This is a genomic window from Chthonomonas calidirosea T49 (genome assembly GCF_000427095.1).
Classification (GTDB): Bacteria; Armatimonadota; Chthonomonadetes; order Chthonomonadales; family Chthonomonadaceae; genus Chthonomonas; species Chthonomonas calidirosea.
Genome location: NC_021487.1, coordinates 3,312,988 through 3,336,004 on the forward strand (window position 1 = coordinate 3,312,988; position 23,017 = coordinate 3,336,004).

The 23,017-nt window shown below is 54.5% G+C and carries 17 protein-coding genes; 13 read left to right on the forward strand and 4 right to left on the reverse strand.

The window, feature by feature from the left end:
- The first annotated feature begins 101 nt into the window (after window positions 1-101).
- The 11 genes from CCALI_RS13910 (at window position 102) to CCALI_RS13960 (ending at window position 13,942) form a co-directional block, all read left to right on the forward strand.
- Window positions 102-1,391, forward strand: coding sequence for a M16 family metallopeptidase (locus CCALI_RS13910; RefSeq protein ID WP_172636663.1), 1,290 nt, complete (start codon window positions 102-104; stop codon window positions 1,389-1,391).
- The gene (locus CCALI_RS13915; RefSeq protein ID WP_016484102.1) at window positions 1,388-2,710 is read left to right on the forward strand and encodes a M16 family metallopeptidase; all 1,323 of its coding nucleotides are present in this window, start codon (window positions 1,388-1,390) and stop codon (window positions 2,708-2,710) included. Before CCALI_RS13910 ends, CCALI_RS13915 begins: the two co-directional genes overlap by 4 nt.
- A gap of 170 nt (window positions 2,711-2,880) precedes the next feature.
- Window positions 2,881-5,340 (forward strand): GxGYxYP domain-containing protein, encoded by a 2,460-nt coding sequence (locus CCALI_RS15570; RefSeq protein WP_016484103.1) that lies wholly within the window; start codon window positions 2,881-2,883, stop codon window positions 5,338-5,340.
- A gap of 50 nt (window positions 5,341-5,390) precedes the next feature.
- Entirely contained in the window at window positions 5,391-5,936 is a 546-nt protein-coding gene (gene folK / locus CCALI_RS13925; RefSeq protein WP_016484104.1) for a 2-amino-4-hydroxy-6-hydroxymethyldihydropteridine diphosphokinase, read from the forward strand.
- Window positions 5,937-5,941: 5 nt separating this feature from the next.
- A complete protein-coding gene (locus CCALI_RS13930) occupies window positions 5,942-7,336 on the forward strand; it encodes a type II secretion system F family protein (RefSeq protein ID WP_016484105.1) in 1,395 nt (464 codons plus the stop codon).
- 26 nt (window positions 7,337-7,362) lie between these two features.
- On the forward strand, window positions 7,363-8,880 hold the full coding sequence (locus CCALI_RS13935) for a type II secretion system F family protein (protein ID WP_016484106.1): 1,518 nt from the start codon (window positions 7,363-7,365) through the stop codon (window positions 8,878-8,880).
- A gap of 15 nt (window positions 8,881-8,895) precedes the next feature.
- Window positions 8,896-10,179: a J domain-containing protein gene (locus tag CCALI_RS16790; RefSeq protein ID WP_016484107.1), complete on the forward strand. Its 1,284-nt coding sequence runs from the start codon at window positions 8,896-8,898 to the stop codon at window positions 10,177-10,179.
- A 78-nt stretch (window positions 10,180-10,257) separates the two neighbouring features.
- Window positions 10,258-11,271: a hypothetical protein gene (locus tag CCALI_RS13945; RefSeq protein ID WP_016484108.1), complete on the forward strand. Its 1,014-nt coding sequence runs from the start codon at window positions 10,258-10,260 to the stop codon at window positions 11,269-11,271.
- A gap of 60 nt (window positions 11,272-11,331) precedes the next feature.
- Window positions 11,332-12,150, forward strand: coding sequence for a DUF2092 domain-containing protein (locus CCALI_RS13950; RefSeq protein WP_016484109.1), 819 nt, complete (start codon window positions 11,332-11,334; stop codon window positions 12,148-12,150).
- Window positions 12,151-12,167: 17 nt separating this feature from the next.
- Window positions 12,168-12,809 carry a histidine phosphatase family protein gene (locus CCALI_RS13955; protein WP_016484110.1) on the forward strand — a complete coding sequence of 214 codons (642 nt, stop codon included), beginning with the start codon at window positions 12,168-12,170 and terminating at the stop codon, window positions 12,807-12,809.
- On the forward strand, window positions 12,806-13,942 hold the full coding sequence (locus tag CCALI_RS13960) for an ABC transporter permease (RefSeq protein ID WP_016484111.1): 1,137 nt from the start codon (window positions 12,806-12,808) through the stop codon (window positions 13,940-13,942). The genes CCALI_RS13955 and CCALI_RS13960 overlap by 4 nt, the downstream gene beginning before the upstream one ends.
- Here CCALI_RS13960 and CCALI_RS13965 read toward each other — a convergent pair.
- From CCALI_RS13965 to CCALI_RS13980, 4 genes are all read right to left on the reverse strand, one after another.
- Complete coding sequence (locus CCALI_RS13965) at window positions 13,939-15,558, reverse strand: N-acyl-D-amino-acid deacylase family protein (RefSeq protein ID WP_016484112.1); 1,620 nt, start codon at window positions 15,556-15,558, stop codon at window positions 13,939-13,941. The genes CCALI_RS13960 and CCALI_RS13965 overlap by 4 nt on opposite strands.
- A gap of 21 nt (window positions 15,559-15,579) precedes the next feature.
- Window positions 15,580-16,281, reverse strand: a complete 702-nt coding sequence (gene rpiA / locus CCALI_RS13970; protein ID WP_016484113.1) for a ribose-5-phosphate isomerase RpiA — start codon at window positions 16,279-16,281, stop codon at window positions 15,580-15,582.
- Between the two features lie 119 nt (window positions 16,282-16,400).
- Complete coding sequence (locus tag CCALI_RS13975; RefSeq protein WP_016484114.1) at window positions 16,401-17,432, reverse strand: glycosyltransferase family 4 protein; 1,032 nt, start codon at window positions 17,430-17,432, stop codon at window positions 16,401-16,403.
- Between the two features lie 18 nt (window positions 17,433-17,450).
- A complete protein-coding gene (locus CCALI_RS13980) occupies window positions 17,451-18,281 on the reverse strand; it encodes a LolA family protein (RefSeq protein WP_016484115.1) in 831 nt (276 codons plus the stop codon).
- Window positions 18,282-18,464: 183 nt separating this feature from the next.
- On the opposite strand from CCALI_RS13980, the gene CCALI_RS13985 reads away from it, so the two are divergent.
- Window positions 18,465-19,733 carry a metallophosphoesterase family protein gene (locus tag CCALI_RS13985; protein ID WP_016484116.1) on the forward strand — a complete coding sequence of 423 codons (1,269 nt, stop codon included), beginning with the start codon at window positions 18,465-18,467 and terminating at the stop codon, window positions 19,731-19,733.
- A 15-nt stretch (window positions 19,734-19,748) separates the two neighbouring features.
- Window positions 19,749-22,877, forward strand: a complete 3,129-nt coding sequence (locus CCALI_RS13990) for an AAA family ATPase (protein ID WP_016484117.1) — start codon at window positions 19,749-19,751, stop codon at window positions 22,875-22,877.
- Window positions 22,878-23,017 lie beyond the last annotated feature (140 nt).

The following is a 23,017-nucleotide window of genomic DNA, read 5'->3' on the forward strand; positions in this document are numbered from 1 at the left end:
AGGGTTTTGGACGCATGACAATTGAAAACCGGATTTAGCGGAAAAGGCGGTATAATGCGGGCAAGATGAAGCCGCGCGTGATGAGTGTCCTCCTCTGCTCTATGCTGAGTCTTCTGACTTGGCAAAGCTGTAAGGCCGAAAGTGGCCCTCTGTTCCTCACCCACCTCTCGAACGGGCTAACCGTGGTGGTGAAGGAACGGCATTCTGTGCCTCTGGTTGCAATAGACCTATGGATGCGGGCTGGAGCAAGGGAAGAGCATCGTGATGAAGATGGAACGGCGCACTTTTTAGAGCATATGTTGTTTCGAGGGACTACCGAGCGGCCGGGCGAGGAGGCCGATATCTCCGCCGAGCGTTTTGGAGCGAGCCTCGATGCGGAGACCGGTCCCGATGCTTTGCACATCTACACCACCGTGGAGGCAGTCCATTTCGCGCCGGTATTGCAGATTATTGGGGATGTTGCACAACATGCCTTGCTGCCCGATTCGGCTATGGAAAAGGAGCGAGGAGTTATTTTAGACGAGCTTGCCCGTCGTGATGCAGACCCCATAAATCGCCTTATCACGTTGCTCTACGCACATACTTATTCTGACAGTGCCCCCTATCACCGTTCTCCTGGGGGCACACCGGAGGGAATTGCCTTGCGGGCACGAGATACCCTCATGGCCTTCTACCAGCGTTGCTGTAGGCCTGATCGCTCCGCGCTCGTGCTCGTTGGGGACGTGACGCCAAAACAGGTTCTGCCGGAAGTAGTGCAGGTTTTCGGCGGTTGGCAGGCTGTTGGCACTACAACACCACAACCCATCGTGAATCAGGAGCCGCAGTGGCCGGAGACTTCTCTTTTAACGGTGAAAGGCGACGCTGCACAATGGATCGCCGCTGTGGCGCTTCGGGCACCTAGAGCGGCTAATAAAACCATGGTGGCCGCAGGTTTTGTGCTGGCGGATCTCCTTCAAAGTGCTTTTGCCGATCACGACTCCGAGGCCGATCTGCAGGTGCATTTCTCTCCTCGGCGCGATCCAAGTTTGTATGTGATCACCTTTCGTGCTGAATCACAGGAACAACTAAGGCGGAGAGGGCAGGAGCTGCTCCATCTCCTTCAACAGCTGCAACTGTCCGTGCCACAGGATCTGTTTCTGGAGGCGAGGCAGCGCGCTATCGGTCGGTTGGACTATCAGACGGAGACCGATGAGGGCTACGCCACGGCCATAGGGGAGGCCCTTACAACAGGTGGAGACTTACCAGATCAGCTACGGGAACGCCTACAAAACCTTACCTCGCAGGATGCGGAGCTGTTTCTGAGCCGCTATCTACGAACCCAGGATGCCTTCACGGTCGTAATGGAACCTGCACTAACTTCCAAAGTGTCGGGGGAGAGCCTACGGCCTTGAGGAGAGCCTTCCATGTATGGGTCGCTTTCGGGCTTGGCGTCTCCCTTGTGCAGGTCTCCCTTGCCCAGGGCACGCCAGTCCAGACAATGACGCTCGCTAACGGCATGCACGTCCTATTGCAGCCCGATCCATCCTCGCATTTTGTGGCCGTCAGCCTTTTTGTACGAACGCCTCGTGAGAGCTTGCCTTTACGTCAGGCGGAGGGACTGATGGTTGCACACGCTCTGATCTATGGCAGCTCCGAGCGGACGGCGGATAAAGTAAAGATGCTCTTTCAAAGAACGGGTGGTGTGTTGAACGTGCTCTGCACTCCAGATTACGTGGCGTTAAGCTGTCTAACCGATCGTGCCGAGCTTGACAATGTGGCAGACATGCTGGGAAACATTCTGTTTCATGCCGATTTTCCGCCGTCCGCTTTACAGAAGGCCTTGCAAGATATCCTAAGGGAAAGGCAAAAGCGGACGAGTGATCCCTACGCATCGGCTATAGCGGCGGCGCAAGGTGCGCTGGGCTTTGCGGTTGAGCCTTCCAAAGCGCTGCTTGAACAGGTGACTCCAGATCGGGCGAAACGCTATTTTTTGGAGCACTATCAGCCATCGACCATCTTTATTGCCGTCGCCGGCGACTTTGCTCTCCAACAGGCACAGACCGACTTTGAGGCCTTTCTAGACGAGCCTATGCAAAGCGCCCCTTTGCCGGCAGCGGCCTATGTCGCGCCTCTGCCTCAAACTCCACCAAGCAAGCTTCTTCATGTGCGAGCCGCTGGGCCGGCAGCCTATGCAATGGTGGTGACAGCGGCGCCAAGGGCAGACAGCCCGGACTATCCGGCCTTTCTCGTGCTGCAGGCTTTGCTGGGACTAGGCCATGCTTCGCGTCTTTTTATGCAGTTGCGCGGTCACCTTGGAATAGGGTATCAGGTAGGAGCCGACTATTTAGCTGCGACCTCCGGCCCTTTTGTGCTCTACGCAGAGTGGGATGCTGCAAGAGAGCAAGCGGGCAGCCCCATCAAGGCCGAGCAGATGCTCGATCTTCTTCACACACAGCTGCAGACTCTCTTCACAAAACCGCCGTCGGAGGCGGAGATGGAAAGGGCGCGCAATATGGCCATCGCGCGTGCAGAACTTGCGCTGGAGCGAGTAAGCGATAGGGCGTTTTTGCTGGGGTGGTATGCCTCCATGGGCTTGGGGGCGGACTATCTGCAGCATCTGCCGGAGCGTATTCACGCGGTAACTGCCGACGAGCTGCTGGATGTGGCAAAGAGATATTTCGCCGATCAAGTAGCGGTGCTTGCGGTGCCTTCGTCGGAGAAAGAGCACTGAGCAGGAGAGCCGTTTTCTGTGAATAAAATAAAGAGGATACAGCTCAAATTAGGACTTTTGAGCGAACGCTTCACATGGCGTATAAAACCGTTGCTCCGTGCAGCAGGAGTATCTGCACACCGGTAACCCTGTACGAAAGAAGAGGAAAATCTGCAAGGAAGGAGGAAGCGGTGTTTCTCCCCGCCCTGGTGGATGGGGTTCTCACTGCGACTTTTATGAAGTTTCAAAGGGCTTCGATGTTTCTCTGTGGAATGGTTCTAGCGCTCAGTCTGCATGGCTATGCAAGAGCGCAATCGGCGCCGCGTGTGGCTGTATACGAACAGCGTGGATTTCCTTACTACATGGTATCCATTGCCACATCGCCCGCCCATGTTGTGGCCGATCTGCGTCGCGTGGGCATTGCCGCGGAGAGCCTTGATACGGCTGCGCTGGCCGATCCGGCTCGTTTTAATATCCATCGGTATGCAGCGTTGGTTCTGCCTTATGGAAACACCTATCCAGCGAGCGCATTTGCTAACATTCGTGCCTTCCACCAGGCCGGGGGCTGTCTCATCCTATCCGGCGTGCCGTTCACCCATGCGGTTATCTACGATGCAAAAAGAGGGTGGGTGGATGAAGGGCACGACAGTGCCCCAGCGCTTTTCGGCCCGCAGGGGATGGGGGTAGGTGGATTTAAAGATGGGCCGCAGGCGCCGCTGCGCCTGGCTCCACAAGACCCGCTCGGTTTGGGGGCGCTCCATCGGAATTGGGAGCAGACTTCCCATGCTCAGACGCTTGATGTCTCTACCTTGCCCCCAGAAGATCACGTCATCCCTATTTTGGTGGAAGGAGAGGAGCCTGTTGCAGCGATCATCATCCATCATGACTCCGCTTTCAATGGGGCGGTGGATGTGTGGACCCATCTTCCCGAAAATAGGGATGACTCTGCCTGGGATACGGAGCAGATGTTAGCGCGCGGTACCCTAGTCGCCCTTGTCGAAAAGCACCTTTTAACGCCACAGCAGATGCGAAAGGCCTTTGCCGTGCTCGATCGTCTGCCGCCTCCGCCCATTTACCGCGATGTGGTACTGCCCAATCCTCCAAGACCTTATCCCACGCTGCAACCGAAAATGCCGCCGCCCGCCGAGCATCTTTATGTGGCGGAGATAGGGAATCTGCCATTTGCTCAAAAGGTGCTGCTCTACTCGCTGCAGGGGATTGTTAACCGAAAGAAACCACGTATCTACTTGATCGCACAGGATTCCGATAGGTTTTGGTTGCAGGAGATGCAAAAGCAGAACGAGACCGGAACGCCTATCATGGTGAACGATCCATTATCGCTCGTCAGCCGGTTCCGGTCCGAGATAAACGGTGTCGTTGTACCCGATCCGAAGGTCTACGTAAGTCCGGATATCGCAGTAAATATTGCGGCGATAGATAATTTGGTGGTGGCGACCCCGCAGCTGGCCAAGCAGTTGCATCTGCCGATACGCCAAGACCTACGTGGCCGATTTAAGAACGATGCCGACGCGCTGCACTATCTAAATAGGCAGCTGCTGCCGCATCTTAACCCCTATCTCGCGCTCTGCTTAGACCCCTCTATTCTCGACAGTGGTGCGATTGACTATATCATTGCAGCCAAAGGCATCACCTTTTGGATTACAGGGCCGCGTGCGCAAAATTTGCCTGGGGCCGATATGGGAGCGGAATTGGAGCAGGTCAAATACCTTTTTGCTCACATGCCGCTGAATGCGGTGGTACACGGGTTTTACTGGCATGGCGAGGGAATCGGTATTGATGAAGGCCCTGGAGTGGCTCTGGCCAGCCGCTTTGGTAAGATTACCACTGTGAGCGACTATGTAGCCAACTTTTCGGTTTACAGTGGGGTGCGACTTGCGAGGGTGCAGCAGCCTCATCCGTCTGCGCCGCCCCCGCTTGATCGCTCGAAGGTCTATCTGTCCATCACGATGTCGGACGGCGATAACTTGTGTACTTGGCGCGATTTCTTCCGACGTTACTTCGAGGACCCGCTACACGGGTCCATTCCCATCGGTTGGGGCATGGGGCCAACACTGATTGATTGTGCCCCAACTTGGGTGCAGTGGTACTATCAACATGCCACACCAAACGATGAGTTTCTTTGTGACGTGTCGGGCGTAGGCTACATCTATCCCCCGGATTGGGCGATGGCTCTCAAAAATCGGGATGCAGCCTTTCGCTCCTTCTACGACCTCACATGGCAGTATATGAGACGCATGGACATGCATACGTTGCGATTGATGGGAGTCGATGCAGATGCCATAGCGAAGGTCGCAAGCTACTTGCCGCAGGTCTCTTTCATCATGGCGGACTACGGTTATCAGGGAGAGCGTTCTTATGACCAGCTGACGTATCGGCTGCCAAGCGGTCAAGAAGTGTTTCGGGCCGTTACAAGTGGAGGCAGCGGAGAGACGCTCGCCAATGAGATACGCCAACGTATAGGCAATGTGCGCCCAGCTTTCATCAACGTGTTTGTGATGAACTGGAGCACGAAGCTGGAGGACTTGCGCGATATGCTGAAGATTTTGGGGCCAGACTACGTAGCGGTGACGCCCTCGCAACTGGCCGCACTATATCGCGAAAGCATCACCACAACGACCTCCGCACGTTAGCATAGGTAAGGAGGATGGAAACGGAAGCTTGCGCGATGGAGTAGTAGTATATGAAGGAGAGAACAAGCGAGGTGGTAGCCTATCTCGGCTTAGGGTCGAGCTTAGGCGATCGCCTGCAGAATTTACAAAAAGCTCTTCAGCGGCTGACCAAAACAGGCGATATAACCATAGAGAAGGTCTCTCCGGTTTACGAATCGCCCCACCTCGGTAGAGAGCCGGAAGATGCGTGGCGTTACCCGCCGCATCTCAATGCGGTAGTAAAAATACGCACGTGTCTTACACCCGTGGCGCTACTTGAGCGAATACAGTATGTTGAGGCCGAGGGAGGCAGAGAGCGGAACATCTCTTGGGGGCCACGCACCATAGATATAGATATTCTGCTCTACGCGGACGAAGAGATAAGGACCGATCAGTTGAAGATCCCTCATCCGGAGATAGCGAATCGTGCTTTCGTGATAGTCCCTCTGTGGGATATCGCAGCCGATCTCCTTCTGCCAGACGGACGTCGGCTTGGACAGCTGATGGCTAGCGAATGCATTCAACGCCAAACACTGCGCCGTTGTGCACAGACGTTGGCAGGGTGGCAAGGAGCTTAGAGAGAATGCAGCAGTTTTTTTATGAGGCCGTTGACGCGACGGGCAAGACCGTTGTGGGCAAGATAGAGGGCAAGGATGCTTCTGAGGTACATCGGCGACTACAGCAGCAAGGCTATCGGCCTATCTCATTAGCACCGGCATCTCCGAACAGTAGCCTATCAAGTGCTTTAGATGCCAGCCAGCTTGTGGGTTTGGGGACGGCGCCTGTGTCGCTGTCGCAGGAGAGCAATGCGCCTTTTGTGCCCAGAGCGTCGGCCTCAACGCACATGCAAGGGGTCGGTAACGCCTCTCATAAGGTCGTGTTCACGGGCAATGCAGGACGCCTACAGGCATCGGCCAAATCGCCTGCAGTTCGTCCATCCTCTTCAAGCGGCTCGAAGCTCGGCGGGGTCAGCACCCACGATCTGCTTGTGTTCTTCCAGCAGTTCGCGACGCTGGTTCTTAGTGGCTACACGCTTTACAATGCGTTGGAAGAGTTGGGGCGGCGCACTCCCAACAAACACCTAGGCCAGGTTATTAGGGAGATGATGATGGCAACGCAGGCCGGAAGGCCTATCTCTGAGGTCATGAAGCGCTACCCGCGCATTTTTCCTGAGCATGTGACGGGAGCGGTGGCTGCTGGGGAGCTGGGCGGTTTCCTGGATGTGATGCTGCCAGAGATAGCGCAAACCTACGAACAGAATATCGCCCTCTATCGCGGCTCGTGGTTGCCGAAGTTGCTCGTGATCAGCGCCCTGTTTTCTGTGGCCATTGTCATCCCCTTTTTTCCATCGCTCTTCAGCAGCATGGATTATAAAGTCGGGCTCGCTCTCTATCTTAAGCGTTTAGCTTTCCTCTATTTGCCGGCCGCTGTGGGCCTGTTGCTGCTTGCCGTCAGCATAGGGCGTTGGATGCAGCTACCGGAGTATCGTCGTTATCTCGATGCGCTGGCCTTGAGAACACCGCCTTTTGGGCTGTTGCAACGGCAGTTTAGCCTAGCCTGTTTCACGCGTACGTTGCGCCGGCTCTATCATGCGGGGGTAGCGCCGGGAACCGCGTGGGAGAGCGCAGCGGCGGCCACTCCCAACGCCATTATTCGCGAACGCCTTCTTCAGGCTGCCGCCCTTATGCAACGCGGAGCCGCGTTTCCCGACGCCTTTCAGGCAACGCGCCTCTTTACGGGGCAAATCGAAAATCTGATTCTCACCGGTCATCAGGCCGGACGGGTGCCGGAAAGCCTCGATCAGGTGGCCGATTACTACCAAAATCTGGTGCTTGACAGCACCGGTAAGGTGCGCCATGCCATGCTTCATATCGGCATAACCGCCATGCTGGTGTTGGGTGGAGGCGCCTTTCTCTGGTTTGTCTACTCCTATTTTAATGGAATGTTCCACTTCGTGGACAAGTATTTCGGGAGCTAGAGGTCTTCCGAAGAGGAGGCATTAGAATGCCGACATATACCTATCAGGCCAAGGACGGATATGGCCGTATACTGGATGGCACTTTAGAGGCCGAAAACCTTGCGGTGGCTGCGGAGAGGCTGCGGCAGATGGGCTATACGCCAACGCGGCTGGAGCTGTTACAAGCTCCTGCACCGTCTCCAACGCTGGAACTTGCTGGTTCTTGGAGCGCTCAACCCACGCCGTTAGCGCCCCTCGCCGAGCCAGAGCCAACGCCAGACTCACCTATACAGCCCTGGGAGCGTGGCGGACCGGTGGCTCCCGCAAATCCGGTGGTTGCGGAACCGACTCAATCTGTAGCAACGTCGACGATTTCCATGAACGCCCCCCAAGGTCAGCGCTATGCGGCAACCATAGCCTCGACTTCCTATTCAGCGCGTGAGCGAGGCGCTGCAGAACACTCCGGAGCAACAAAAGGTTTTTCTCTGTATCAGAGGTTCCTGGAAACCTGCATCTATCCGGTTTGGAGCGGCGTTTTCCTGGGGAACATGGTGGAGTTTTACCGCCAATTCGCGGCGCTTATCAACGCAGGCATGTCTCTCTATCAGGCGCTAAGCGCCTTGGAGGCCAATACGAAAAATGGACAGTTAAAAAAGGTGATTCGCGACATGAAGTTGCGGGCCGAACGCGGTGGGAGACTGTCGGAGGTTATGGCGCGTTACCCATGGGTGTTTCCACCGATGCATGTGGCGATGGTACACGCTGCAGAGCAAGGGGGCATGCTTGATGACGTGTTTCGCCAGCTTGCGGAGTATGTGGAGCATGAGGTGGCGTTGCGGCGGGTGCTGCGTATGGAGACCTTCTATCCGAAACTCGTAATTTTTGTCGCTTTTATGATACTCGGCCGCGGCTTTCTGGGATCCAATATGCCGGCAATTTCCGAGCTTGTGCTGAGCGGGCTTGGCAAGGCACAGTATTCGCTGCTGCAGTATCTTAACGACACGCTCGTCTTTGGGTTGGAGTTGCTTCTGCCCTTCTTGGCGCTAGTGGTGATCTTTCGGCTTTTTCTGTTCAACATCAAGGGCGTTCGAGAGACGTACGACACCCTTAAAACGAGCTTGCCTGGGCTTGGCAAGCTGGTGAAGACGTTTGCGACGGCTAAGTTTCTCCGAACCTATGCGGCTCTCTACCACGCCGGTTTTCCTATGTCGGAGACCGTACGCATTGCCGGCGAGGCCAGCGGAAACGTTCTATTAAGAAACGCCGCCTTGCAGGCCATGAGTCAAGCCCAGTGGGGAGGAGCCGTCTCCGATGCTTTGTATCGTTCAGGGTTTCTAGATCCGGTGGCGCTGAACATGCTCCGTACCGGTGAGATGAGTGGAAATTTGGAGGAGATTCTACAGAAAACCGCCGATTATTACGAGCAAGAGGGGCAGGTTAAAGCAAGGCAATGGGCGATCGCTGTAGGGGTCATCGTGTTTCTTTTCGTGGCGATCGTGGTGGCCATGTTCATTGTCCGATTCTACAGTGGGTATGCTGCCAGTGTAACCTCTGCGGGAGGCTAAGGTAAGTGGAGGGGCATGGAGAGTTCATCTAAAGACTACTACGCCATTTTAGGTGTAGCGCCTTCGGCCGATCTCAAAGAGATCAAACGGCGCTACCGCGAGTTGGCACTGCGTTATCACCCCGACGTAAATCCAACTCCGGAGGCGGCTCGGAAGATCACCGAGATCAATGAGGCCTACGACGTGCTAAGCGATCCCGAAAGGCGTTCTCGTTACGACACGGAGCGTCTGTTCATGGCCACACGTCTTCAACACTCTACTCCCACTTCCCCCAAATCTCGCACGACTTCGTCGCAAAAACCCTCCGCTCCTACCTCACAGCCGAAAGTGGATTTTAACGGCTTTGGGCGTGTGGTGCAAGAAGAGACCCCCTCACGTCCACGACAGGCACCTTTCGCTTCGCAAACAACGACCGCAAGCCGTTCGGCCAGAGCGGAGAAGTTTCTGCACGAGGCTCAGTTGGCGTTCTACACACGGCGCTATGCGGAGGCAGAACGTCTCTGTCGGCAGGCCATCGCGCTGAACGTCACGCTATCGCCCGCCCATGAGCTGCTTGGCGATCTCTTGGCACGGCGAGGCGATAAGGAAAACGCTATAGCTGCCTACTCCTACGCCGTGCAGTTTAATCCCAACAACTACCAGGCGCAAGCCAAGCTCGAGCGTCTTACCATCAAGGAGCGTTCACAGAGGGCGCGACCCCATGTGACGCTCTCGCAGTCGCATAAGGTCTCCTTGTGGGAAGCCTTATATGGCATGGAGCGCGAGATATTTTTAGCAATCATTGCAGCTGCAGCCGCTTTTGCGCTCGCTTGCGTCTTCGCCCTGCTCTATCTTTTTCCGGGCGAACGGCTGGTTGCCGACATCTCTTTTAACCTTATTTTCGCTCTGATATTCGGAGGTTTTCTCTCTGGGTTGCTGCTTTCCCTATACGGACGACTCCATCCGCTTTCTCAGTGTGCTCAAATTTACGTGAGCCGCCACAAGAAGCTGCCGATAGCGGCGCTGCTTGCTTTCTTGGCCCTTTTGTGGATCGGATTATCGCTTCTGGTCTATCTGCTGGGGGCGACGTGGCAGTGGGTTCGATTTCGCAAGCGTTTGTCGCGCTCGTTACTAATGGTGTATGGTTGCGCGTTTCTGTTGTCGGTGCTCTTTTGGCTGATCTATCGTCCCAGCGGTTCATCTGGGGGAGCCAGCTCGCTAACGCTTCTTAGTGCCGGCAACTTCCTTTTGCCAACGCTTTTGGCCGGCTGGAAGATAGGAGATCGTTTGCGCCTTTACAGCCGAATATCGGGGGTTTAAAGATGGCTGTCTAAAGTAGTCTTGGCTGCAAAAAAATAGGAGCGTGGGCTTTTATCGCTAGAGTTGAGGAGCATTGGCATGTCACTAAGAATGGGCAAGCAGTTTGGAGCGGTTCCCCTCTTTGATCCGAAGGAGGGAATCGTGGTGCGCTCACCCCAACAAAGAGGAAAGGGCTGGTGGGTGGGCGCGCCCTCATCCGTATTCGACCCGACGACAGATACGTTTTATCTGGTCTATCGCGTACGTCGCCCTCCCGAACTTGGGCGTGGAGTGGAGTGTCGCATCGCTGCTAGCAGCAATGGAGTGACTTTTGAGGATATTGGGACGATCTCTAAGGACTCTCTCGATGCGCTGTCCGTGGAGCGAGGCTCGCTGATACAGGCACCGGATGGCCGTTGGTTACTCTACTTAAGCTATGCCTCTGCTGCCGATGGGCGCTGGTACGTGGGACGTGCCGAAGCCGATGCTCCTGAAAAATTTGAGGCGGACTGTGTATCGGTTTTGTTCTCTCCAGACGACCTGGCATGTGAGGGGGTTAAAGACCCCTGTGCTTTTCTTATAGGGCGTATGATCTATCTGTTACTGAGTTATGCCGTCACCTTACCGAACCTCACGGAAGAGCAGAAAGCCGTGCGCCATGCTACGGGCGATATCTACAATACGGGGCTTACCGAATCGCGAAGCGCAGCCGCCATAAGTGGAGATGGACGCGTGTTTCAGTGGCTGGGAGATGTATCACCACAACACGCGCCCCTGCTGCCGCTGAACTCGGAGAAAACGCAGCGATGGGATGGCTATTGCCGCCGGCTCGGTGCCTTGCTGCCCTTAGAGGATGGAGGTTTTCTCGCTTTTTACGATGGGAGCGCTTCTGTGGAGGGCAACTATGAGGAGCAAACCGGTTTGGCAATCACGTTCGACCTTCAGCATTATCATTCCCTCTCTCCGCACGGCCCTATTCTGCGCTCTCCCTACGGCAGCGGCTCCCTGCGTTATGTGGACGTTCTTCCAGTGGGAAATGAGCTTTTCTACTACTATGAAATGGCATGCGCAGATGGGAGCCATGAACTGCGCGTGAGCGTGGTGGAACGATAGCTTGGAAAAACCTGGTATACTAAAATCTGTTTTTGCGACATTAGGAGAAACCGTCTAAAGATGAACCTGTCTGTTTTGCGTTCCCATGTGGAACTAAGAATGTCTAAGTGCCTCGGTGTTGCCTGCGGCCTGGCCGGGATCGTTTTACCCATCGGCTGCTCGGCCGCACCGCCGAAACCAGCCGCCGTTTTGCAGAAGATGTTCGATCTCTACAAAAATGCGCATAGCCTTGCCATCACGGCGCGAACCTATCAAAAAAGCCTGTCGGCTCAGCAGAAAGTGGCTACTTTCACGGTGGTTCGAGAGATAAAAGCGACGCTACCCAATCGCTTCTATGAGCATTCCACCATTAGTGGCTCTCTGATGCCCCATAACACGAATGTGGTGCGCATTATCTGCTCTGATGGCAAGCTGACGACCCTTTACGATAGCGTACAGAACGTGTACATGCAACAGCCTGCAGGGCCTCAGGTGCCGCCGGCCTTTGTGTTTCTTCGTAGCATCGATCCGTTGTTGACGAGTGTTGACCTCAAAACCGCTCGAATAACGAAGACGCTACAGTATCATGGACAAAATGCCTATGTGATACAGGTAAGTTTAGTACTGCCTCCAGGTGTAAGCGCGGCAGTGCGAGCGAAGGTGAAACCTTTAGAGCTTACTGTGTCTCAGGGCAGCTACCGCTTGATGCGTATTGTGGATGCTAACCAGCTAAATCCTACCATTCTCGGGCTGGATACGGAAATTTTGGATCAGCAGATAGGGGCGAATATCCCTGAGTCGGTATTTCGATTTGTGCCCCCAAAGGGCGCGCGTCTGCTTAAGCCGCCCGCTCCTGCGGCCGGAGGTGTCCCTAGCAGCCCATCAAAACCCAATCCTTAACGACGAGGGCATATAGAGTGTCAGAAGGACGCCTGCGCCTCTATATCGTACGGCACGGCCAGACTATCTGGAATGAGGAAGGGCGCATGCAAGGGCATACCGATGTTCCGCTTGACGCAGAGGGGCATCGACAGGCGGAGCGTATAGCCGATCGTCTTTCGGCCCTTCCTCAACCTCTGCAAGCCGTTTGGTCTAGCGATCTGCAACGTGCTCGGGTGACGGCGGAGGTCATCGCACGCCGTTTCAGCTTACCCGTGCAGGCTACGCCGCTACTGAGAGAAACGATGTTGGGCGATTGGGAGGGGCTAACGCGTGCCGAGATTGTAGCCCGAGGGGATAAGGCCCTTCTTGAAGCCTACGACCGCGATTCCTTTCACAATCGCCCCCCCAACAGTGAACCACTTGCGCATGTTTGGCAGCGTATGCTACAGGTGCTACACACCATTCGCTCGGCTTTTCCTACCGGGCAGGTCGCCATCGTGGGGCATGGCAGTAGCCTGCGAGTTCTCTTTTGTAACGCATTACAAGCGCCTATGGAGTCTATGCCGCGGGTCTGGGTAGATAACGCCTCTCTGAGCCTGATAGAAGAGGAGCCGCGCGAACCCGAGCCATTTGCTCGGCTGCTTTTGCTCAACGATACGTCCCATTTAGTAAAATGATACGCCCACTGCACCCGCTGATCTACTTTCGGCGTAATCCGGCGAGGGTGGCGCCTTTGGTTTTTGTGATCATGCTTGCCGTGATGCTGGTGGCTTGTGTGGTCACCATTGTCGACTCGATCCGGTTGACCATCTATACGCTTTATGGATATAATCGCTATTTAACGGGACTAACGCCTCGCAATGCCCTTGACATTCCTTCGGATCAAGTAGAGCGCATCCGCAAACTGCCCCAACTTGGGGCGCTTTATCCGGCTCACTCTTATCAGGTGCTCATTAAAACCATTTTCGGCAAAATGCCTTTTCCCATTTTTGGGCTCAGTCCAGAAGGACGCCAGATGCTTTTGGAGCGGAGCCATGTTCGGTTGATAGCAGGTCGAATGCCAAGAGAGGGGCAGCCTGAGGCGGCGATATCGGATGATGTTGCCCGTAACCTGAAAGTCCCTTTGGGCGGTGTGCTTGCCAACCCGAACTCTCTAGATGACTACACACCCGTTCCGATTCGCTTGGTAGGGCTGCTACACGGCCCGGTATGGCTTGGCATCACTTCCAAATCCGAGGTAGATAAAACGTCTCCCTACAGTTTCATTGGGTATTTGGCCTTTGCCCCGAACGCCTCACCGAACGCTCAGAGAGCCTTAGATAGGGCTATCGAGCGAGCGGTTGATCATACACAGGTGCGGGTTTGGCGCTTCGCCGATTTAGTTCATGAGACGGAGAGCGCGCTCTCTAATCTCTATCTTATTCTCAATCTGGCCATTGGCATCATCGTATTTGCCATTGCTTTCGTTTGTGGGCTTTTAGCCAACATCTATTTTTCGCAGCGCTTGCCGGAGGTTGCCATGTTGGCAGCGATAGGCTATCATCGTGGGTTCTTGCTAAGGCGGGCGCTTGGAGAGGTGTGTCTTTACTGTGCATGCGGCTGGATTTTGGGGGGCCTGCTGACGATCGGCACACTCTGGGTGATTCGTGCGGTTTTCCTTGCTCCTAAAGGCCTTCTTCTGGATATCTTCGACCCCACAGCTTTTATGTTCACGTTGCCGTTGCCCCTTACCATTGCGCTCTTCGCTTTAGCCACAATCGCCTTCCGTTTGGCGTCGTTAGACCCCGTAAGCATCATCGAGCGTCGCTAGCGGGATTCGCGGTTGTTGGCACGAAGCACCTTGCCGGCTAGGGCGTTAGTAAGCCTGCCGTTTTCTAGAGCGACAGTGCCGTTAACCAGAACCCATTCGATGCCGATGGGGTAGGCATGGGGATGTTCAAAGGTAGCAGTATCTATCACCGTTTGCGGATTGTAGATGGTGATATCTGCATAGCAACCTGCTCGCAGAAATCCCCGATCGGTAAGACCCATTCGCTGTGCCGGAAGACCTGTCATTTTGTAGATAGCTTCCGCTTCAGAGAGCACCTGTTGTTGGCGCACGTAGCGCCCCAGTACCCGTGGAAACGTGCCGTAGACACGAGGATGAATCTGATCTTGTAAAGAACGCTCGTTTACTTGGGAGGCGACGGCATCGGAGCCGATGGCTGTGTAGGGATGTTGCATAACGCGCACGATATCTTCTTCACCGATCGAAAAATTGATAGCGCTTACAAAGCCCTCGGTCTCAATGATCAGATCGAGTACATACTCGACAGGATGTTTTTGGGCTTCCTGGGCGAGCTCCGCCACAGAGCGCCCCTGAAGTTCCGGTTTGCCGCGGCAGACGCCGATAAGGATATTTTGCCAAGGCTCTAAGTCGTTCCATTCCGGATGGGCCGCAAGAATTTCGTGAACGATTTGACAGCGAAATTGCGCGTTTTTGAGACGGTCGGCCATCTCTTCGTTGGTGCCCTGTTGAGCGGAACGTGGTAACGTTTGCACCACCAAAGAGGTCATGAAGGCGGGGTAGGGATACTGATCGAGTTGAACATCTAGTCCTTCCGCGCGCGCTCTATCCACCATTGCCAAGGTGATCTTGGTTTTGCCCCAGTTTTTCGTTCCCTCTGCCTTATGGTGAGATAGCTGGAGTGGAACCTGTGCTTTAGATGCAACTTCCAGGGCCTCCTGTACCGATTCGACAAGGGTATCGCCTTCATTGCGGAGGTGAGTGGCATAGATGCCATTGTATCTGCGTACAAGGCTACAAAGAGTGGCGAGTTCGTTCACATCGGCGTAACCGGAGGGAAGGTACTCCAGGCCGGAGGAGAGCCCCCAAGCGCCGGCCTCCAACGCTTCTTCAAGGAGGCGACTCATGGCATGCAGCTCCTCCTCCGTAGGAAGTCTATCGGCCATACCCATCACACGTTTGCGAAGGGTACCATGTCCGACTAAAGGAAGAAAGTTTGTGCCGATGCCCTGCTCTTCCAGGTAGAGGAGAAATTCGTTAAAGTTGCTCCATTCAATAGACTTGCCGTAGGCGGCAAGCCAGCGCTGTTCAAAGGCAAAGAGAGGATCATGAAGCGCTAGGCCGAGAGAGATGCCGCAGTTACCAACGACTTGGGAGGTGACCCCCATGGCGATAGCGCTGGACTGCCACGGATTGAAAGGAGCTGAGATATCGGAATGGGTGTGGATATCTATAAAGCCAGGCGCCACATGCAGATCTTTTGCGACGATAATACGCCGTGCTTTCGCTTGCGAGAGGTCGCCAATAGCTACAATACGCTCACCTAGAATACCGACATCTGCTTGAAAAGGCGGGGCGCCGGTTCCGTCAAAAAGCGTACCACGGGTGATAACGATGTCGAATTGCGGCTCTGTTGGCATGCGGCTACCTCAAAAAGCAGATTAGAGACGGGCGGAATGCTCGGGAAGGAGCTCTTCGACGTGCCCATCATGGAAGCCGAAGAGCACGCGAGAGGCCAGCCCATTGAACAAACCGACCTCTACTACTCCTACGATCTGCTTAAGCCTTTGTTCCAATTGAGGCGGGTCGGCGATCGTCTCCATGTGCATGTCATAGATGTAGAGACCATCGTCGGTAAGGTAGGGTTCAGGGCTGTCAGGCGCTTTGGGGCGTAGCAACACCTTCTGGCAGAATCGTTCGAGGCGACGGCGTGTAAGAGTATGCCCAAAAGGAACAACGGCCACAGGAAGGGGATGCTGACCAAAAGGCATCTGGCGTTTCGTCTCGTCACAAATGATGATGAGTTCACGGCTTGCTTGCGCCACGATCTTCTCTCGAAGGAGCGCGCCTCCGCCTCCTTTAATCAGAGAGAGATTCGGTCCCACCTGATCGGCACCGTCTATGGTGAGATCTAGAGCCTCCACCTCGCAGAGATCTATCAGAGGAATGCCCCATTCAGCGGCCATTTCCCTGGAACGGGAGGAGGTGGCGACGGCTCGCACATGGAGACCCTCCAATTTAACGCGCTCTCCGATCGCCCGAATAGCGAAAGCCGCGGTTGAGCCGGTTCCAATTCCAATAGTCATCCCATCTTTCACGGCTTTCACCGCCTCGCGGGCTGCCACCTCTTTGGGGTCTAACAAAACTCGTGACTCCTTTTTATTTTATCCGTCCTATGAGATTATACCTGCACCTTTCACTCTAGCGAGAGATCCCTTGCAGATGGTGCGTACGTAACTGTTTCTCTACTGCTAGCTCGAAATTAGTGGGCACGCATGATCTGAAAGAGGGCATAAGCCGAGAGGCAGAGCAATAAGGTGAGACCATAAAGGAAGTAGGTGACTTGAGTTTGCGACCAACCGCGAGCCAGCAGAAGATGGTGAAGATGGCGTTTATCGGCTCGGGTAAGAGGAGCACGGGCAAGCACCCTTCGGGTAACTACATGCACATAGTCGAAAATAGGCACGCCAAGCACCAGAATAGGCACGATGACGGAAACGGCCGTCGCCACTTTGAAGGCGCCCAGAATCGAGATGGCAGCCAGCGCTGTGCCGAGCACCCAAGCCCCTACCGTTCCCATAATGATACGAGCAGGGTGATGATTGTGGCGCAGAAAACCGATGCAGGCCCCAACGATGGCTGAGGCCAAAAGGGCTAACGTGGGGCCGTCGTACTTTTGAAGAGTGGGGCCATCGGAGGGATGAAGCTGTGCCGACATAAGGGCTAACGTCGCCGCGGAAATAGCGCATACGCCGGCGGCAAGACCGTCTACGCCGTCAATAGCATCTACCGTTTTCACTACGGTGAACACCCAAACAATGGTGAGGAAAATGGAGGTCGCCAAGCCGATAGGGTGCCAATTGACGGTGGGGTTGTAAGAGCCGTTGATGGGAGTAAAAGGATTGGATACCCCTTCAATGCGCACGCCCATAAGAAACAAGAGCAGCCCAAGGCCGATCAGTGCGAGGGCTTGCCACTTTGCTGGCAGATCGTAGAGGTCGTCAATAAGGCCGAGGAGGGCTGCTGCGGTGACGGCAACAAGAACGCCGAAGATGGAGAATGTCCAGTCGTGTTTGCCACTAGAAAGCTGGCGGGCGGTAATGGCAAGCACGGCCGCTATAAGAAACCCAATAAAGATAGCAATACCACCTGCTCGCGGCAGAGGCGTTTTGTTAATGCGCCGCGCTTCGGGATGATCTACCACACCACGGTGAACAGCCCACTCTTTCACTTTCGGTGTTAACCAAGTGGTGATAAGGAGGGCGATTAGCGCGGCGGCGGTCATTGCCAACATAGCATTACATTTCCTTCCTTATTTTGACAAGCGTTGCGGCGCTTGGGGAACGGTTGATCCCTTTTTCGGGGTCGCCCCACGCGGCGGATGAAAACGGAAGTCTCTTTCTGCTATCTCCGGGTCTATCTGCTCCTGCAATATCCGATATTCGATACGTAAAATCACCTTTGTTGGTTCAGGCTGTGGATGCCCCGGCAGACGAACCCTCAGCAGGGCCGGCTCAGATACCCCTTCAAGCCGCCATATCCAGCCGGTTCGTTTATCAATATACCACTTCCAGCGAACGGATACTGTTTGGCGTCCTAAAGGAGAGGGCGTAGATGGAGCGAGAGCGGAAATGACCCGACAGGCATGGCCATCTACTGCCTGATCCTCCTCTTGGCGGAAGTTCTGAAAAGAGGAGAGCAGGCTTGGATCGGCGAACAGATAGAGAGGACTTGGCACAAAGTTAATCTGGGCTCTCTTATGGAGAAGGGGCAGCAGTTGCGCGAAGGTTGGAGCTGTTGGGATAGAAAAGTACTGATTGGTGCCGGAGCTGTAGACGGTTAGCGTGTTGCCATCGCTGTAGACGGCCTGATAGGCAGACCGGTTTGACATGTTGATCACCATGCTCAGAAGGTTAGGGCGCTTGGCAGAGAGGACGATCCCCTCCACAAAGCGTTCTAGCGTGGTGCTACCGCTCTGTAATGAGGCTTCAACCGTCGCCCGCTCCGTGTAGCTATGAAGGTTCGAGTAGAGATTGACGGTATAACGTAAAGCGTCCGGTAGATCGACGGCGTTTGCCGAAGTGGGCAGCGCAAGCAAAAACAGTAGCGTGCAGCCGGATAGTAGAGAAAGTCGCTTCACCATAAAAAGGGCACCAATGCAAACATAGGCTACTGTAGTATACCTCTCGCTTGCTTTCTACGACTTGTTAGATCGTCGCATTGGCCTAAGAGCATGTCAAGAGGTGGCTTTCCGCCAAGAGGAATGTTGTGGGCAGTGTTATAATGTTAGAAGATACCATAGCGGACGCCAGGGGGACATAAAAACATGGGCGACACCATTCGAGTTATGCATTTTGCGGATACCCATTTTGGCGTCGAGCAGTATGGCAAGCTCGACGCTGCAACCGGCCTAAACTCACGTCTGTTGGATTTTAAAACGTCGCTTCTGCGCGCCATAGACCGCGCGATCGAAGAGGATGTAGACATCGCAATTTTTACCGGCGATGCCTACAAGGCGCGCGACCCTCGTCAGACGGAGCAGCGTGAGTTTGCCGAATGTATTCGCCGCCTTTCCGAGAAGAATATTCCTGTGGTGCTGCTAACCGGCAATCACGACCTACCCGTAATGAAGGGACGTGCCAACGCTATTGAAATTTATAAAACTCTTGGCGTTGAAAAGGTCTATGTGTTTAGCCGCCCTGATGTTGAGTGCATCCCCACAAAGCGCGGTACGCTGCTGCGTGTTGCCGCCATGCCCTATCTAGCGAAAGGGGTGCTCATTGGGCGTGAGGAGTTGAAACACTTCAGCTTAGATGAAACACGCCGCTATGTGGAGGAACGTTACTGTTTCTACATCGAGGGGTTGGCAAAGCAGGTAGAGGAGGCAAAGGACGATATTCCCACGGTGCTTATGGGGCATTTCTGGGTAAGCGGTGCCAAACTTTCGAGTTGGCAGCAGGGCTATCTAGGAAACTCCAACGAGCCACAGGTACCCCTCTCCGTGCTGACGAACCCCGCCTTCGATTACGTGGCGCTAGGGCACATACACCGTTTTCAAGATCTTCATCCGCAAGGGCAGCCCCATGTGGTCTACTGTGGGAGCCCCGACCGCATAGACTTCGGGGAGCGCGAGGAGGAGAAGGGGTTTGTGATCGCCGACGTGTACAAGGGAGGGGCCGATTATCGGTTTATTCCTGTGCAAGTGGCCCGTGAGATGGTGGAGATCGAGGTGGATGCCGATTGTGATGACCCTACTGCGGCCATCCTCGCTGCGATCAGGCTTCACCCGATTCGAGATAACATCGTACGACTAATCTATCACATTGAGGCCGATCGCGACCCTTTGGTGGATCAACGCCTTATCGAGGAGGCCTTATCTCCGGCGCTTGTGCGCATCGTGCGCCGCGCTATCCGTCGCAACATCCATACGCGCAACAGCGCATTAACCGAAAATCGTCAGCCACGTGAGGCATTAGCCCTCTACATCGAAACACAGGACAAACTCAAACCACTAAAAGACCGTCTACTTGAGGCTGCTGAACCGCTCTTTCAGATCTTAGAACAGGAAGAGAAGGAGCTTACTACTTCTCTCTAAGAATGAGGTGACAGGATGATCCCGATTCGGTTGAGTCTGAAAAACTTTATGAGCTATGGGGAGACGCCGGAAACGTTGAACTTCGAGGGGCTTCATGTGGCCTGTCTATCCGGTGAAAACGGCAATGGGAAAAGCGCCTTACTCGATGCCATTACCTGGGCACTTTGGGGGCGCACGCGCATTGCCTCGCAGGGGGTAAGCGAGGACGATCTCATTCGGCTGGGCGCTCAAGATATGGAGGTGCTCTTTGAATTCGAGTTAAATGGGCAGCGCTATAAGGTGACCAAAAAGCGTAAGCGTGGCGGTGGCAGCGAATGGCATCTTGCCGGTTGGAGTGGAAATGACTGGATATCGCTTAGCGGAACCTCTCAAAGGGAGACAGAAAAGCGCCTCACCCAGCTGCTTAGCATGGAGTATGAGACGTTTTTGAATTCGGCCTATTTGCAGCAGGGGCGCGCAGAGGAGTTTACCCGGCAGACTCCCGACAAGCGCAAGCAGGTGCTAGGGCAGATCCTTGGCCTCGAGCGGTACGACCGGCTCCAAGAGTTGGCACGCGAGCAGGTGCGGGATGCAAAAGCCCAGATACAGGAGATCGAGGGGGAGATAAATGTCTTAAAGCTCGAGGCGAACGATCTGCAGCGACGGAAGGAGCAGTTGCAAGAGGTACAAGCCAGCCTGGAAAGGTTGCGAGAGGAGCTGGCCCAAAAAGAGCGAGAACATGCGCAGCTGCAAACGAAGCTTATGGAGTTGCAGACTTTGGCCACGCAGGTCAGAGAGCAGGCGAGAACACTTGCCGAGCAGAGGGCCGATTTGCAAACGCGAAGGGCTGAGCTTGCCAAAGTCGAAAACCAAATTGAAGAGATGGAGACTATCTTAGGGCAGAGCGAAGCGATCGTGCGCGACTACCAGTCGTGGCAAAGTATGAAGCAGAAGGCCGATTCCCTTGAACCACAAATCAAAGCATATTATGAGACCAGCAACGAGAAGCTGCGACTAGAGGCCGAGCTAGCGCATGAGGAGCAAGAGTTGCGACATAGTATTGACGCGAAGGGGCGTGAGATAGAGCAGCTCGAAAAGGAGATCGAACAGAGGAATCGATTGGTGGCCGAAATTCAAAATTTAAACGCTTGGATCGAGTCGAACAAGGATGTGCTGGTGCGCTACGATCAGCTTGTTCAACTGCAGCAAAAGCTGGAGCGACAAGAAGAGGCTCTACAGGCCGAGTGCGACGCGATCAAGCAGCTTGAAAGTGACTACAATTTGGCACGACAGGACCTGCAACACCAGATAGCCTCGAAGCGACGAGAGCTTGCCCAACTGCAAAAGAGCCTCGATGCTCGCAATAGGATTCTTGCCGACATCGCAAATTTGAAACAACAGTTAGCTCAAGAAGAGCAGCTTGAAGCGAAGTTTCAGGAGGTGCGGAAGGCGCTTGAGGAGGCAACGGAAAAATATCAGATGCTAAAGTCGCAACGCGATCGTTTAAATCAGAATATAAAAGAGATTAATGAGATATTGCCTATCCTGCAACAAGCTGGAGCCAGTTGTCCGGTATGCGCTTCGGAGCTGAATGAGGAGAAGCGGGCGCGACTCGTGGCTTCACAGGAGGCAAAATCGAAGCAGTATGCGGAGGAACTCAAATCAGTGCTCCAACAGGGCACTGAGCTGAAAGAGAGAAAAAAGCAGCTTGAGGAGACACAACAACACCTCGAGGGGCAGAGACGCCAGCTCATTGAGCAGAAGGCGCGCCTACAGGAGCTGCAAGAGCAACAAAGGCAGTACGCCACCATAGAAGAAGAGATACAGAAAGCACAGACGGAGTTGGCCGATCTTGAGGCGACGGAAGCAGATGACGCCCTGCGTCCTCTGTTTTCACGGCTTGAGAATGCGCAGGAACTTTTGCAGCGCCTCGCCCGTTTCGACATCCTTACTGCGAGGGAACTAGTTGCACGTCGTCAAGCGGTGGAAAAGAAACTTGACGAACTACGACAACAGGAGAGAGAGAACCGAGAGGTGATAGAGGCACTGCAGAAGCAGAAGGAGGAGTACGCAAAACGTGCCGCTACTTTGGACTCCTTGCAGGCGCGTTTGAAGGACTACCATGAGGTAGATGCGAAGTTGAAGCAGGCACGCGATGAACGCAACAGCTTGCAACAAAAGCTCGAAAAGGGAGATTTTGGTCATCCCATTCGGGCGAAGTTAACAATCGCACAAAGCGAGCTTGCCCGACTGAAGAAAGTCCATGAGGAGTACGAACAAGTGAAGCGACAGGTGGAAGCTTTGGAGCCGGCCCGTGAACGTTTTCGCTTGTTGGAATCCGCACGTGCCGAGATTGAACCGATGCGGAAGGAGCGGCAGCGGCTAAACCATCTTATCGCTGAGAAGCAGAAGCAGGTGCAGGATTTGGAGGCAGAGCATGCCAAAAAATGCCTCCTGTTGGAACAGATTGAGGATGTGCAACGCCAGTGCGAGGCCGCTAGGCTAGCGCTGGACGAGGTTCGCCAACGTTCTGAAGAGCGAAAGCTCGAAGAGGGGCAGTGTGCCGAAGCTGTGCGACGTGCTGAGATGGGCGCACTGGAGTTGAGAAAGAAAGAGGCTGCCCTAAAGGCTTGGAAAGAGCGGCAAAGCCTCTACGAGCATTTAGACGCCGCCTTTGGAAGAAAAGGAGTTCAAGCGCTTATTATTGAAAACACGCTGCCGGAGTTGGAGGAGGAGGCCAACGAGATTTTGCGCTCTTTGACCGATGGTAAAATGCAACTGCGTTTTGAAGTGGTGCGCCCAACAAAATCCAAACGCAGTGAGATCGAAACGCTCGATATCCGCATCACGGACGATATGGGGACACGACCCTACGAGCTGTTTAGTGGAGGAGAGGCCTTCCGCATCAGTTTCGCCATCCGCATCGCCCTCTCGCGATTGCTTGCCCGCCGTAGTGGGACGCGTTTGCAAACCTTGATTATGGATGAGGGGTTCGGATCGCAGGATGGAAAGGGGCGCGAGCGCTTGGTGGAGGCCATCGAGGCTATCAAGGACGATTTTGAGAAAATTTTGGTGATAACCCACATGGAAGATCTGAAGGATGCCTTTGCACATCGTATTGAAGTAACAAAAGATGAAAGAGGCTCTCATATCCATTTAGTGTAGAGGAGGAGAAAGTTGCTACGGAAACACCAATGGACAAACGATGGCGCGTTCGTGTGCACGGCAAAGGCTCCTCTGCTAGTGGGTGTTGCGGAAGAGGAGGACACCCCTCTCCAGAAAATCGCAAGATTTTCTGGGCATCC